This is a genomic window from Pseudomonas sp. LBUM1643, assembly GCF_059716215.1.
On sequence record NZ_CP166813.1, the window covers coordinates 2,968,271 to 2,981,949 of the forward strand.

Annotated in this window: 13 protein-coding genes; 6 read left to right on the forward strand and 7 right to left on the reverse strand. The window is 57.5% G+C overall.

Going from position 1 to position 13,679, the window contains the following annotated elements; translation table 11 throughout:
• The first annotated feature begins 111 nt into the window (after positions 1–111).
• The 5 genes from ACA063_RS13430 to ACA063_RS13450 all read left to right on the forward strand — a co-directional run bounded on the left by ACA063_RS13430 (position 112) and on the right by ACA063_RS13450 (position 5,856).
• Positions 112–576 (forward strand): (2Fe-2S)-binding protein, encoded by a 465-nt coding sequence (locus ACA063_RS13430; protein WP_497666260.1) that lies wholly within the window; start codon positions 112–114, stop codon positions 574–576.
• Positions 576–2,780, forward strand: a complete 2,205-nt coding sequence (locus tag ACA063_RS13435) for a xanthine dehydrogenase family protein molybdopterin-binding subunit (protein ID WP_497666261.1) — start codon at positions 576–578, stop codon at positions 2,778–2,780. Before ACA063_RS13430 ends, ACA063_RS13435 begins: the two co-directional genes overlap by 1 nt.
• Positions 2,781–2,786: 6 nt before the next feature.
• Positions 2,787–3,677 (forward strand): LysR substrate-binding domain-containing protein, encoded by an 891-nt coding sequence (locus ACA063_RS13440; protein ID WP_497666262.1) that lies wholly within the window; start codon positions 2,787–2,789, stop codon positions 3,675–3,677.
• Positions 3,678–3,916: 239 nt separating this feature from the next.
• Positions 3,917–5,413, forward strand: coding sequence for a PAS domain S-box protein (locus tag ACA063_RS13445; RefSeq protein WP_497666263.1), 1,497 nt, complete (start codon positions 3,917–3,919; stop codon positions 5,411–5,413).
• Between the two features lie 194 nt (positions 5,414–5,607).
• Entirely contained in the window at positions 5,608–5,856 is a 249-nt protein-coding gene (locus tag ACA063_RS13450; RefSeq protein ID WP_497666264.1) for a DUF1652 domain-containing protein, read from the forward strand.
• Between the two features lie 695 nt (positions 5,857–6,551).
• Here the strand turns inward: ACA063_RS13450 and ACA063_RS13455 are convergent.
• From ACA063_RS13455 to ACA063_RS13485, 7 genes are all read right to left on the reverse strand, one after another.
• Positions 6,552–7,319, reverse strand: a complete 768-nt coding sequence (locus tag ACA063_RS13455; protein ID WP_218437474.1) for an SDR family oxidoreductase — start codon at positions 7,317–7,319, stop codon at positions 6,552–6,554.
• Positions 7,320–7,363: 44 nt separating this feature from the next.
• Entirely contained in the window at positions 7,364–8,431 is a 1,068-nt protein-coding gene (locus ACA063_RS13460; protein ID WP_497666265.1) for a phosphotransferase family protein, read from the reverse strand.
• A 145-nt stretch (positions 8,432–8,576) separates the two neighbouring features.
• The gene (locus tag ACA063_RS13465; RefSeq protein WP_497666266.1) at positions 8,577–9,542 is read right to left on the reverse strand and encodes a 2-hydroxyacid dehydrogenase; all 966 of its coding nucleotides are present in this window, start codon (positions 9,540–9,542) and stop codon (positions 8,577–8,579) included.
• Positions 9,543–9,752: 210 nt separating this feature from the next.
• Positions 9,753–10,193, reverse strand: coding sequence for a hypothetical protein (locus tag ACA063_RS13470; protein WP_497666267.1), 441 nt, complete (start codon positions 10,191–10,193; stop codon positions 9,753–9,755).
• 101 nt (positions 10,194–10,294) lie between these two features.
• On the reverse strand, positions 10,295–10,819 hold the full coding sequence (locus ACA063_RS13475; protein WP_497666268.1) for a DUF4822 domain-containing protein: 525 nt from the start codon (positions 10,817–10,819) through the stop codon (positions 10,295–10,297).
• Positions 10,820–11,042: 223 nt separating this feature from the next.
• Positions 11,043–11,627 (reverse strand): TetR/AcrR family transcriptional regulator, encoded by a 585-nt coding sequence (locus ACA063_RS13480; protein WP_497666269.1) that lies wholly within the window; start codon positions 11,625–11,627, stop codon positions 11,043–11,045.
• 29 nt (positions 11,628–11,656) lie between these two features.
• On the reverse strand, positions 11,657–12,040 hold the full coding sequence (locus tag ACA063_RS13485; RefSeq protein ID WP_497666270.1) for a tautomerase family protein: 384 nt from the start codon (positions 12,038–12,040) through the stop codon (positions 11,657–11,659).
• Between the two features lie 278 nt (positions 12,041–12,318).
• Between ACA063_RS13485 and ACA063_RS13490 the strand changes: the two genes are divergently transcribed.
• A complete protein-coding gene (locus tag ACA063_RS13490) occupies positions 12,319–13,599 on the forward strand; it encodes a serine/threonine transporter (protein ID WP_497666271.1) in 1,281 nt (426 codons plus the stop codon).
• Positions 13,600–13,679 lie beyond the last annotated feature (80 nt).

Sequence of the window (13,679 nt, forward strand, 5' to 3'; positions counted from 1 at the left end):
GTCCTACTTACACAACGTGGCAGAAATCGTCGCTGGCCCGATGTTGCGCAGGCTTCCAATAATCGATCACCAGGCCTGCACAAAGACGGGCCGCTCTCTTGGAGCCTGACAATGATCGAATTCACGGTAAACGGCGAACGACGCGAGCTGGTAGAGACGTCGCCCTCCATGCCCTTGTTATGGGTATTGCGTGACCACTTGAAACTCACGGGCACCAAGTTCGGTTGCGGCATGGGCCTGTGCGGTGCCTGCACCGTGCACCTTGACGGTGTCGCGGTGCGTTCGTGCCAACTGCCGGTCGCCGCCGTGGCGGGGCACAGCATCACCACCATCGAAGGCTTGTCAGCGACCGAACAGCATCCGCTGCAACTGGCCTGGGTTGCCGAAGATGTCCCGCAATGCGGTTACTGTCAATCCGGTCAGATCATGTCGGCGGCAGCGTTGCTCAACACCGGGACGGCGGTCACCGATGATTCGATCCGCAACGCAATGTCCGGCAACCTGTGCCGTTGCGGCACCTATGGACGGATCAACAAAGCCATCAAGCGCGCCGCCAATGCGCCGAAGGAGGCGTGATGAGCTTCACTCAAGGTGAGTTGCCCCGCAGACTTTTTCTCAAGCAAACCGCAACCGTTGCTGCCGGTCTGGCCATCGCGTTTTACCTGCCTTCAGGCACGGCGGCCAGCGACCCGAAAGCGCCAGCACCTGCCGCCACATTCGAGCCGAACGCCTGGGTTCGGGTGTTGCCCGATGGCACGGTGAAACTGGTGGTGCACAAGCACGATTCCGGGACCGGCACCCAGACGGCATTGGCGGCCTGCGTGGCGGAGGAACTGGACGTCAATCCGATGACCGTGCAGGTAATTACCCCGGAGAATCCGTTCTTCGACACCTACATTCACCCGGTCTGGAAAGTCTTCTCCACCGGCGGCAGTACCAGCGTTTCTCTGGAGTACGATCGCTTGCGCATGGCCGGAGCCACGGCTCGGGCGCTGCTGATCAGCGCTGCCGCAAAACAGTGGAAGGTCAACCCTGACAGTTGCACCACGCAAGAAGGTTGCGTGGTTCACAGCGCCAGCCAGCGCCGGCTCGGTTATGGCGAACTGGTCGGGGTCGCCGCGCATTTGTCCGCCCCGACCCACGTCACCCTGAAGGACCCGGCGCAGTTCAATTACATCGGCAAACTGCGGCATAAACGTGATGCCGCGGCGAAGGTTTGCGGGCGATTCAAGTACAGCATTGATGTGGTGTTGCCCGAGATGCTGGTGGCCGTGATCGAGCGCACGCCGGTGGTCGGCGCGAAGGTGGTGTCGGTGGATTCGGCGGCAGCGATGCAGGTGCCGGGCGTGCATAAAGTGATCGCGATTCCAGGGCGGCCGGATGTGTTGGGCGGCAATCAGGAAGGCGTTGCGGTGTTGGCCGAGAACTACTGGGCCGCGCAGCAGGGGCGTGCGGTGCTCAAGGTGCAGTGGAGCGATTCTCCGTTGGCCAGGTTCGACAGTGATGAACTGGCTGCCGCACAAGCGTTGGCCCTCGATGACACGCACGCGCAGCGGGTGTCTGCCATGAAGGCCGGCGATATCGATGCTCAATGGCCGACGGCGGCGAAGCTGCTCGAAGCCGATTACCGCATGCCCTACAAAGTGCAAAACCCGTTGGAGCCGGTGTGCATCACCGCACAGGTTCAGAACGACGGGATCACCTATTGGGGTGGCGTGCAGGTGCCGTCTTCGGCATTGGAAGCAGCGCACACCGTGTGCAACATCCACAAGGACAAGGTCACGATCAACGAGTTGGTGTCCGGTGGCAGTTTCGGTGCGCGAGAGGCCAAGTACTGGTTGTTCGAAGTGGCTTACCTTGCGCAACAGGCGAAGGTGCCGGTGAAGTTGATGAACAGTCGCGAAGATGAAATGCGCTCGCTGTTCATGCACCCGGCTACCTTGCATCGAGCCAAAGGCGCGCTGGATGCCCAGGGGCATTTGACGGCGTTGCGACTTGAGGCGGTGTCGCCCGCGTCGCCGGAACAGTGGGAACCGGGCTATTTCGAGCGCCCCGATCACATGGACTACAGCACCACCGAGGCCATCACCGCGTGGGACTTTGCGTACCGTCCGGCGAACCTCGATCTGGTGTGGGTCAAGCACGAAAGCCAGGTGCCCAGCGGCTGGTATCGTTCGGTGAGTTTCATCCCGAATGTTTTCGCCGTCGAAAGCTTCATGGATGAGCTGGCCCATGGTGCCGGGCAGGATCCGCTGACCTTCAGGCTCGCCCACATGCAAGAGCGGCCACGGCATGTCGCGGTGCTGAAAAGTGCCGCCGAGCGTGCCGGTTGGGGGCAGTCGTTGCCGGAAGGTACGGCGCTCGGTATCGCCACCAACCAGGGTTACACCAGTTTTATTGCCGTGGTCGCGCGGGTGTCGAAAAAGGACGGCGTGGCTCGCGTGGAGAAGCTGACCTGCGTGGTCGATTGCGGCCTGGCAGTGTCACCGGGAGGCGTCGAAGAGCAAATCTACGGCGGTCTGATGTGGGGGCTCGGCCACGCGCTATTCGACCGCATGGACATCAAACAGGGCAGGGTGGTGCAGAGCAACTTCCATGACTACCGGGTGACGCGCATGTCCGACATGCCGGCGGTGGACATCCTGGTGATGGACGGTGAGCCGAGCAAGCCCGGTGGCGTCGGTGAATTGGGCAGCCCATCGGTGGCGCCGGCGATCGCCAACGCCTTGTTCCGCCTGACCGGCGTGCGTCAGCGTTCGACGCCTCTGACCTTGGGATAAACCGCCATGGACCTGCGACTGTTGCGCTATTTCATGGCGCTGGCCGAAGAGCTGCATTTCGGTCGGGCGGCCACGCGGTTGCACATTTGCCAGCCGCCGTTGAGTCAGCAGATTCGTTTGTTGGAGGATGAACTCGGTACACCGTTGTTCGAGCGCAGTCACCACCGGGTCGAGTTGACGGCGGCCGGACAAATGCTCAAGGAACAGGCGCCGCTGGTGTTCGAACAACTGAACCGCGCCCTCGACCTGACGCGTCAGACTGGTCGCGGGCAATTGGGAGAGCTGGAGATCGGCATGATCAGTTCGGTCATGGTCGGCGTATTGCCTCGTGCGTTGCACCTGTTTCGCGAGCGCTATCCGCAGGTCAACTGGCGCCTGCATGAGATGACGCCAGCGGCGCAGGTCAAGGCGCTGAAGGAAAAGCGCATTGATGCCTGCGTGTTTCGTGTGGGTTACGACGACCCGTTGCTGCGCAATGAGCTGCTGATCTATGAGCCGATTCGCGTGGTAATGCCCGCTGACCATCCCTTGGCGGCGCGGGAGGTTTTGGCGCCGATGGACCTGGCAACCGAACCCTTCGTGGCATTGGAGCTCAAGCAGTCGAGGTTTGCGGATTTTCTGTATCAGTGCTGCATCAAGGCCGGGTTCACCCCGCAGATTCGCCAGCAGGTGATCGAGGTACAAACGCTGCTCAGCCTGGTGCGTGCCGGGTTCGGCGTGGCGCTGTTGCCTGCGTCTATTGAGCAGTTGGCGCCCGCAGGACTGGTGTTTCGTCGGTTGACGCCGGCATTGCCGGAAGTGCCGTTGTACGCCACGTACCGCGCCGACGATGAATCGCCAGTGCTGAAGCTGTTTCTGGATACCTTGCGGGAGTTGGTGTTGCAGGAGCGTACGTGAGCCCCACACAACACAAATACTGTGGCGAGGGAGCTCGCTCCCGCTCGGCTGCGAAGCAGTCGTAATTTACCTTTTACTAAGAAAATGCAGGGGGCTGCTTCGCACCCCAGCGGGAGCAAGCTCCCTCGCCACAGGGAAGCCGTTTATCCTGGGAATGTTCGCTGCACTATCGCAAGTCGCTGAGGTCGACATCTTCACTGAGCACCGCAAGTCGGTGCAGACACATAAGTGGAGATCCAATGAGCCAGGACGTCCTGACCACCGAAACCAATCGCCGCCAATTGCAGCAGATCATCGCCGGCCTGTCTGATGGCGTGATCCTGCTGGAGCTTGACCAGACCATCCTATGGGCGAACGAAGCTGCACTGACCATGCATGGTGTGGGCAGCATCAGCGATCTGGGCGCCGATTCCACGGAGTACGCCAAGCGTTTTGCCTTGCGCTATCGCAATAACCACCCGGTCGCCGTCGAAAACTACCCGATCAACCGCGTTGCGCGTGGCGAGACCTTCGGTGACGTGCTGGTTGAAGTGACCCCGGTCAACGACGAAGAACGCGTCTGGGTACACAACGTGCGCAGCATGGTGCTGACCGACAGTGCCGGCGACCCTGAGTCGCTGGTGCTGATCATGGACGATGTGACGGAATGGGCCAGCGCCGAACAGCGGTTCGAAAAGACTTTCCATGCCAATCCTGCGCCGGCAGTGATCTGCCGTCTCAGCGATTTGCGTTATATCAAGGTCAACTCGGGCTTTTTGGAGATGACCGGTTACACCCGCGATCAAGTGATCGGTGCTTCGACCTATGAGCTGGATATCCTGGAGGGTGCCGAAAAGAAGGACCTGGCCATCGCACGATTGCGTGAACACGCGACCATTCCGCAAATGCAGGCTGAATTGAAACTCCCTGAGGGCGGTAGCAAACAGGTAATCGTTGCCGGACAGCCGCTGGATTTCAACGAAGAGGACTGCATGCTGTTTTCCTTTGTCGATATGGAACCCCGGCGCAAGGTCGAGGTAGCGCTGCGTCAAAGTGAAGAGCGGTTCGCCAAGGCTTTTCGCCTGACTCCGGTACCGATCCTGGTGTGCGGCGCCAGCGATCAGGTGGTGATGGATATCAATGAAGCCTTCCTCGACACGTTCGCTTATCCCAGTGAAGAAGTGCTGGGCAAGACCCTCTCGGAAATCGGCTTTATCCATGAAAAGGGCGCTCAGGCACGCCTGTTTGCCGCCTTGGAGAAATCGGCCAGCCTGGACCGCATCGATGTCAGCCTGCGTAAGAAAAACGCCGAGCTGATCGACTGCGCCGTGTCGGCTGACACCGTGAACATCCAGGACAACCCTTGCTACCTGCTGGTGATGATGGACATCACCGAGCGCAAACGCACCGAGTTGGAGCTGGTGGCGGCGATCGAAGAAGTGATGAAAGACGCCTCATGGTTCAGTCGCACGCTGATCGAGAAGCTTGCCAATGTGAAAAGCGTCAATTCGCCGAAACTCCTCAGTGCGTCTTTTACTGATCTGACGGCGCGCGAGCGTGATGTGCTGGAGTTGATCTGCGAAGGCCTGGCTGACAAGGAGATTGCTGCGCGACTGAAACTGGCGCCCAACACGGTGCGCAATCACGTATCGACCATCTATTCGAAGCTCAATGTGCACAGCCGGAGTGAGGCGATTGTCTGGGCGAGGGAGCGTGGGTTGTTTTCGGGTGAATGGAGAACCAAAGGACAGCGATAGGGTGCAAATGCACTACTCGAGGGGGTGCAAATGGACGTGTCGTGGGAGAGCCGCTGCTCGTAGCCTGTATGGATGTGACATGGGTGCTCACGACCCGGGTCGCGTTCTTGTGAACCAGCTGAAGGAACCGCAGTATTGACAACGAACACAGCCGTACGCCGGTCAATGTTGCGCCGCTGCCGAGGTGAACTCTTATGATTTCTCTAGTGCAATTGCGTATCGAACTGGAGCGGAGTTTTTCGCCGTTGGCCTGTGATTGCAGTTTGACGGGTGACAACTCGTTAACCGTGAAGCTTTACCATCCCGCATCAGGCCAGGTGGACCTGGTGGTCAGTGGATTGAGCCTGCACAACCTCAGAACGCCCAATGCGGTGGCGGCGCTGATAGAAGAACTGCGCTACGAGCTTGAAAGTAACAATCTGCATCAACTCGGCCCTTTGTAGTCACAAAGTGGCCATTTACTGGCATTGAGCGCTGGCTAGGCTATAAGGAAAGCGAGGGTATTATTTTCTGTGACCGGTCCGCGACTTCGCGGTGTTGTCGTCGTGTCGCGGAAAGTGTCGATTACTTACCGCGGGTCAGCCTATGAACAGTCTTGGAAAACGTATTTCTTCGCCGCTGTCGCTTGTCCTTTGCGCACTGATTTTGGCGGGTTGTTCCAGTCCGCCACCACCGCCACCTCCCGCGCCGCCACCGCCGCTTGAACGCACCTGTGAAACAGCACAAAGCACTGAGGTGCAGGGTGATATGCGCGGTGATGGGCAGGTGACGCGTCAGACCGAATTGACGCGCTGCATTACTCAGTAAACGGTTGGAATACATTTGTTGTTGGAGTGCATCCACGTGTTGGAATGCATTTGTAGTTGGAGTGCAGCCACGTGTTGGAATGCATTTGTTGTTCGAATGCATCCACGGTTGAATGGCATCTCCTGTTTAAACGCATACCCCTGTAGGAGCTGCCGCAGGCTGCGATCTTTTGATCTTGTTTGTCGTTGAAGATCAAAAGATCGCAGCCTGCGGCAGCTCCTACAGGGGTATGCGTCAAAACAACCATCGGGGTATGCGTCTAAAACAACCGGCTTACGCGCTAAAAACAACCGGCGTACGCGTTAAAACGACAGCGGTGTACGCGTCAGGATCAGGACAGGAAGCCGCCGTCGACGTTCAGCGATACGCCCGTGGTGTAGCTGGAAGCATCGCTTGCCAGGTACAGCACCGCCCCCGCCATTTCACTCGGATCGGCCACACGCTTCAGGGGGATCTGCTGCAGCGCGGTATTGAGAATGGCCTCGTTTTTCACCAATGCAGACGCAAACTTGGTGTCGGTCAGACCCGGCAGCAGCGCATTGCAGCGGATGCCGAATTGCGCGCATTCCTTGGCGAAGACCTTGGTCATGTTGATCACGGCGGCCTTGGTCACCGAATAAATGCCCTGGAACACACCCGGTGAAACGCCATTGATCGACGCGACGTTGATGATGCTGCCGCCGCCGTTCTCGCGCATCAGCTTGCCGGCTTCCACCGACATGAAGAAGTAGCCGCGAATGTTCACGTCGACGGTTTTCTGGAAGGCGCTGAGGTCAGTGTCCAATACGTTGCAGAATTGCGGATTGGTCGCGGCATTGTTGACCAGAATATCGAGACGACCGAACTGTTCCTTGATACCGGCGAAGACCTGGCTGATCTGCTCCATTTCGCCGATGTGGCAAGCGACCGCAGTGGCTTTGCCGCCCGCGGCGATGATCGCGTCGGCGACGTGTTGGCAACCGTCGAGCTTACGGCTCGAGACGATCACGTGGGCACCTTGCTGGGCCAGCAGTTTGGCGATGGCTTCACCGATACCGCGGCTGGCGCCGGAGACGAAAGCGATCTTGCCATCGAGGTCGAACAACTGAGTCTTGGACATGGAATTCCCTTGTAAAAAGTCTTGTTATTGGGCCTGAAGCGTTATCAAAGGCTGGATTTCTGGATGACCTGCAAGCTCATCTGCTCCAGCAGTTTGTTCATGTGAATGAACTGCGCGAAGCGTTTGTCCTGGGTCTGACCATGGTAGAAGCGGTAGTAGATCTGTTGAACGATACCGGCCAGGCGAAACAGGCCGTAGGTGTAGTAGAAATCGAAATTGTCGATCTGGATGCCTGCACGCTCGGCGTAGTAGTCGACGAACTCGCGGCGCGTGAGCATGCCGGGCGCATGGCTCGGTTGACGGCGCATCAGTTGGACCGGTGCGGGATCACTGGCTTCGATCCAGTAGGCGAGGGTATTGCCCAGGTCCATCAGCGGGTCGCCGAGAGTGGTCAGTTCCCAGTCGAGCACACCGATGATCTGCATCGGGTTGTTCGGGTCGAGGATTACGTTGTCAAAGCGGTAGTCGTTGTGAACGATGCTCGACGTTGGGTGATCGGCGGGCATCTTGTCATTAAGCCAGGCTTTCACCACTTCCCACTGAGGGGCATCCGGGGTGAGGGCTTTTTCGTAGCGATCGCTCCAGCCGCGGATCTGCCGCGCCACGTACCCTTCGGGTTTGCCGAGATCACCCAGGCCATAGGCCTTGTAGTCGACCTGGTGCAGCTCGACGAACTTGTCGATGAAGCTCTTGCACAGGGTTTCGGTATTCGCGGCATCCAGTCCCAGTTCCGGGGGCAGTTCAGAACGCAGGATAATGCCCTTGACCCGTTCCATCACATAGAACTCGGAACCGATCAACGATTCGTCGGTGCAGTGCACGTAGGCTTTGGGACAGTACGGGAAGCCGTCACGCAGCTGATTGAGAATGCGAAACTCGCGGCCCATGTCATGCGCGGACTTGGCCTTGTGGCCAAAAGGTGGCCGACGCAGGACAAACTCCTGCTCGGGGTATTCCAGTAGGTAGGTGAGGTTTGAAGCGCCACCCGGGAACTGGCTGATACGAGGCAAGCCGCTCAAGCCAGGAATGTGGGCCTTGAGGTAGGGGTCGATAAGGCTGGCATCGAGTTCTTCGCCGGTGCGAGTACGGGTGGACTGGTCAGTAAGCGCCATGCTTATCCCTTCTGCTTATTCTGGTGGGCCTGAAACTAGTGGCTAATCTAATGCGCACCCCCGGCACTCACAACCACCAACCGCCCTTATAGGTGAGCGTGTTGCCGGGCGATCATTGTTTTTGATACATCTGTTTGAATTGCGCTTACAGCACCGCGCTGCTCAGGGCCGTCGGCAGGTTGATCGGCGTCAGCACGGGCTCGCCCGAGAAGAACGCCACCAGATTGCGACCCACCAATTCCACGGTGCCTTGAGTGGCTTCCGGAGACAGCCCGGCGACATGCGGCGTGAGGATCACATTGGCCAGGGCTTTCAGGGCATCCGGGACGTGGGGTTCATTGTCGAAGACGTCCAGCGCTGCACCGGCGATCCTGCGTTGTTCAAGGGCGCTGATCAGGTCTGCGGTTGCAAAGACACTGGCACGGGCAATATTGACGATAAAGCCGTTCGGGCCCAATGCATCGAGCACTTGCCTGTTAATTAGGTGCCGGGTGCCTATGCCGCCGGGTGTCGCGACCACCAGGAAGTCCGATGCGCGTGCCAGCTCGGTTGGGGTGGAGCAAAAATCGTAAGGCACGTCTTTGCGGTGTTGCCGGTTGTGATAGCTCACCGTCATGTCGAAGCCAAGGGCGGCGCGTTTGGCGATGGCCATGCCGACGGCACCGAGGCCGAGAATGCCCAGGTGTTTGCCTGCCAGGGAAGGGCGCATGATCTTCGGCCACTCGCCCCGGCGCACTGCAGAATCACAGCGGGGGATATCGCGTACCAGCGACAGCAGCATGGCCATGGCGTGGTCGGCAACCGAGGAGGCGTTGACCCCGGCGCCGTTGGTAACGGTGATGCCCCGGTCAGCAGCGGCTTGCAGGTCGACGTGTTCATAACCGGCGCCGATCACGCAGATGATCTTGAGAGCCGGCAGTGCGGCAATTTCATCGGCGTATAAACCCAGCGGGCCACGGGTCAGGACTGCGTCGATTTGAGCACCGTGGCGGGTGATGGCTGCTGCGCGTTCGGCAGGTGTCGGGGCCAGAATCAGGTGAAAGCCCTGGTGTTCGAGAATCGGCAGGTAGTCATTGATGGTTTCAACCAGTATCAGAACGGTTGCGGGCATTACTATGCTCCTGTGGTCGTAGGCGTGTCGGGCGTCATACGTCGTTTCAGAGTGCTGATTACAGAACCACTTGGCAATGGTGGTTATCGCCTCATCGGTGTTTTTCAGTCTGGCCTGCTTCGCGCAAGAAGCAAATTTACGACTCAGGTACCTGCAAGGGTTTCGACGTCATGGCGCAGCACACTGCAAATGCAGTGTGCTGCTTTAGTGTCACTGGGTTGTTAGCGACTGGTTAGCCTTGTTTTGTTCCGCCAGTGCGATGGCTTTGAAATCATAGGTCGGGTAGAACTCGGTTCTGTAGGTTCCCCACGCCGTATTTTCGAGCGCAAGGTTTACTTCTGCCAAACGAGAGGCTGGAAGTCGCAGTGTGACGACTTGGCCGATGCCCATCATGATGTTCCAGCTGACAACCTCGACTCCCGCGGGAGGGAATGTCTTATAGAAGCCTTGTCGGGCAAGCTGAGCTTTGAGTTCGCCCAGGGGTCTCGATTGATCATGTTTTAAAAAAACAGTCAGCATGACCGCATTTTCTGGCGTTGCTGCGGCATTTTTAGCGGCGGAGTTTGTGGTGGTCTGGGCATTAACCGCACCGCAGAAGGCCGAAGAAACAATGAGCGTAGATACCAGCAATGTTCTGATTGTTTTCTGCACGGTGAATCTCCATGTTTGAATTTGGCAGGAGGTTGTTCAGATGAAGTTACAATTCGGGGTGAGACCCGTGAGGGAAAATACTCTAAAGACGATCAATTTGTTTAATAAGTGGCAGCTGTGCCCGGCTTAAGTGCGGAAGTTGTTTCTACTGTTCCAGTGTAAGGAGCATGAACGACATGGATGCGCACAAGCGGGTTGTTTTCTACCATGTCGCGGGGCACTTCGCGAGAGTAAGTAAACTCATTTTTATTCAGTGTTTCCAGCCGCCTGACCACTGTCTTGGTCGGCCCGACATCGGGTACCAACACGTGGGTTTTATGATCGCCGGTGATAAAGAAGTACCCGCCACCTCCATTGTCGTACTTTGATTTTCCTGTGTCAGTGTAAAAAAACTCATAGCGATTGCGATCCGGGTCCCACGTCGATATTCCAACCACGCCTGGATAATTGGCTTTCACGTCCGTCTGGGGCGCGCCCTCGATATACACCTTAGTGGTCAGCCATCGAGGAGAGTAGGCCAGGTCCCGAATATCAGCCGTGGCGGGCGCTTGTTGTGCAAAGCTGCCGAGTGGACATAACAGTGCCGCGAGAAGCAGGCATTTGAACGTCATCGTTTTTTTATGCATGGAACTATCGCCTTCTCAGATTGATTGATTGCTGCTTTTTAGGCGTAAACATTCAAGGCGAAAAAATATAGTCCGAGAAGACGAGTTGCTCAATAGCGGATGGCTGCTTGTTACAATTAAGTGTTTATGTTTAAAGTAATGCGCTGTATTGATTTTATATGTTTTGTCTGTAGGGCTATTCCTACTTATATAAAGTGATAGATCATGTTGCTTGAAGAGTGCTTCAAGCCTGGCTCAGAAAACACCGTGCTGCCTCGAGAATTTCATCGGATAACGGTTCGCCCCGAGTGGCTCGGGCCAGGGTGAGTGCCCCCACCATTAACGAATACTGCACTAGCGCCTGCTGTCGATCCTGAGCGTCGTCGCCGGTTTCCTGCAACGAGCCAAAAATTTGTAGCAATTGGTTGAGTCCTTCATTGAATGTCTTACGCAATCCGCTATCGACGGCTTCGTGGCACATGTCCCCGGCAAAGGCCACCACTGGGCAGCTGTCACCCGGGTTGTCACGACTGGCGGTTGACAAATAAGGCTCAATAACGGCGCGGCGGGCAGTGTCGTTATCCGCACTCTCAGCGATGCTGGCTTGCCAACGTTCACCCGATTGCTGGAATGCGCGACCACTGGCCTCCCGCGCCAAGGCTTCCTTGGACTCGAAATGGCCATAAAAGCCGCCATGGGTCAGGCTTGCAGCGGCCATGACATCGATGACGCTGATTCCGTGCAGTCCCCGCTCACGGAACAGGCGCGTGGCGGAATCGACGATGATTTCGCGGTTGAGATCAGCTTGTTTGCGGGAAACACGGGGCATTGGCGGCTCACGGCTATAGAGGTGGGGAATCAGAGGGCGTACTGGGCAATTCCGTTACCGAATGACCAGTTTTCTTTCTTCACTTCCACCAGATTAATGAATACATCCTCCCGGCGCACCGCCAGCTCGGTATTAAGGTTGTCGACGATGGTCTTGTAGAGAAGCTTTTTCAGGTCGTCGGAACGGCCTTCACTCAGGGTGATCTGGATCATCACCAGATTGTCGGTGCGGTGGATGCCCAGGTACTGCGGATCGAAAATGAAATGATCTTCGTCGTGTTCGTTCAGGACCTGAAAATTATCGTTCTCCGGCACAGATATGGCGCTACGCATCGCGGCATAAATCTGCTGACCAACACGTTTGGCGAAGGTGGGGTCCTGATTTTTTTTGATGTCGACGCGAACCAGTGGCATGGGATGACTCCAGTCAATTGTCAGTCAAATCAAAATACATGATGGCGGACCTTTATCAAGCGGGGAATGACGGGTCGTCTTTAAGGCAATAAGGCTCTGTAGGCGGGTAATTTCGCGTACATCATCTGATCCGTACAACCACTCCTCAGCTAAGTCTTTGCTTCTGTTCATTAATCCCGGACAATCGCGCCCCTGTTTCGGCCAGGGCGCTGCCTGTCGGATTTTTCCGACTCGTCCTGACCGGGTAGCAACTGACCGGAATGCGGAGATCCCACCGGATGAATGATCAGGCCAATAGCGTCGACGAACGCTATGTAGCGGCGAAACCCACCAGCCTCGAAGGCTGGAATCGCCATGACACCACCTGGATGCTGGGCCTGTTTGGCACTGCCATTGGTGCCGGTACGTTGTTTTTGCCCATCAACGCAGGGCTGGGCGGTTTCTGGCCGTTGCTGGTGCTTGCGGTGCTGGCGTTCCCGATGACGTTTTATGCGCACCGTGGCCTGACCCGCTTCGTGTTGTCCGGGCGTGAAGGTGCCGACATCACCGAAGTGGTTGAAGAGCACTTCGGCATCAAGGCTGGCGCGCTTATTACATTGCTGTACTTCTTCGCGATCTTCCCGATCCTGTTGATCTACAGCGTGGCCCTGACCAACACCGTGGGCAGTTTCCTCGAGCATCAACTGCACATCATGCCGCCACCTCGCGCCGTGTTGTCGTTGGTGCTGATTCTTGGCCTGCTGGCCGTGGTGCGCTGCGGTGAACAGGTCATCGTCAAGGCGATGAGCCTGATGGTCTATCCGTTTATCGTTGCGTTGCTGTTCCTGGCAGTGTTCCTCATTCCGCACTGGAATGGCGGCATCCTGACCACCGCGTCGACGCTGCCTGAGCCGTCGGCGCTGTTGCACACGCTGTGGCTGGCCATTCCGGTAATGGTGTTCTCGTTCAACCATTCGCCGATCATCTCGGCGTTCGCCGTGGATCAGAAGCGCCGCTACGGTGCACATGCCGAAGAGCGCAGCTCGCAGATCCTGTCGCGTGCCCATGCGTTGATGGTGGTCATGGTGCTGTTCTTCGTCTTCAGCTGTGTGTTGACCTTGTCACCGGCGCAGCTGGCAGAAGCGAAGGCGCAGAACCTGTCGATCCTTTCGTATCTGGCTAACCATTTCAGCAATCCGACCATCGCCTTTGCAGCGCCGTTGATTGCCTTTGTGGCCATTTCGAAGTCGTTCCTGGGGCATTACATTGGTGCCAGTGAAGGTCTCAAGGGCCTGATCGTGAAAAGCGGCAAGCGTCCGGCGCCCAAGACTCTGGATCGTATGACCGCTGCGTTCATGTTGGTCGTGTGCTGGATCGTTGCAACGCTCAATCCCAGTATTTTGGGGATGATCGAAACCCTTGGCGGGCCGATCATTGCGGCGATTCTGTTCCTGATGCCGATGTACGCGATCCGCAAGGTTCCGGCGATGGCGCGGTACCGTGGGCAGGCTTCCAATGTGTTCGTGACGGCGGTAGGTCTGGTGGCGATTTCGGCGCTGATTTATTCGTTGAGTGCGTGATCGTCCGGCCTGCTCGCGCAGTGCCTGAATGACAGTTACAGTGGCCGCTGCAGGCGATACCTGCAGCGGTTTTTTTTCGC

Excerpts from the sequence above, each read along its gene's own strand:
- ACA063_RS13490 (WP_497666271.1), top strand. The coding sequence starts at position 12,319 with ATGAATGATCAGGCCAATAGCGTCGACGAACGCTATGTAGCGGCGAAA.
- ACA063_RS13445 (WP_497666263.1), top strand. The coding sequence starts at position 3,917 with ATGAGCCAGGACGTCCTGACCACCGAAACCAATCGCCGCCAATTGCAG.
- ACA063_RS13480 (WP_497666269.1), bottom strand. The coding sequence starts at position 11,627 with ATGCCCCGTGTTTCCCGCAAACAAGCTGATCTCAACCGCGAAATCATC.
- ACA063_RS13485 (WP_497666270.1), bottom strand. The coding sequence starts at position 12,040 with ATGCCACTGGTTCGCGTCGACATCAAAAAAAATCAGGACCCCACCTTC.
- ACA063_RS13440 (WP_497666262.1), top strand. The coding sequence starts at position 2,787 with ATGGACCTGCGACTGTTGCGCTATTTCATGGCGCTGGCCGAAGAGCTG.
- ACA063_RS13430 (WP_497666260.1), top strand. The coding sequence starts at position 112 with ATGATCGAATTCACGGTAAACGGCGAACGACGCGAGCTGGTAGAGACG.
- ACA063_RS13475 (WP_497666268.1), bottom strand. The coding sequence starts at position 10,819 with ATGCATAAAAAAACGATGACGTTCAAATGCCTGCTTCTCGCGGCACTG.
- ACA063_RS13465 (WP_497666266.1), bottom strand. The coding sequence starts at position 9,542 with ATGCCCGCAACCGTTCTGATACTGGTTGAAACCATCAATGACTACCTG.
- ACA063_RS13455 (WP_218437474.1), bottom strand. The coding sequence starts at position 7,319 with ATGTCCAAGACTCAGTTGTTCGACCTCGATGGCAAGATCGCTTTCGTC.
- ACA063_RS13450 (WP_497666264.1), top strand. The coding sequence starts at position 5,608 with ATGATTTCTCTAGTGCAATTGCGTATCGAACTGGAGCGGAGTTTTTCG.
- ACA063_RS13435 (WP_497666261.1), top strand. The coding sequence starts at position 576 with ATGAGCTTCACTCAAGGTGAGTTGCCCCGCAGACTTTTTCTCAAGCAA.
- ACA063_RS13460 (WP_497666265.1), bottom strand. The coding sequence starts at position 8,431 with ATGGCGCTTACTGACCAGTCCACCCGTACTCGCACCGGCGAAGAACTC.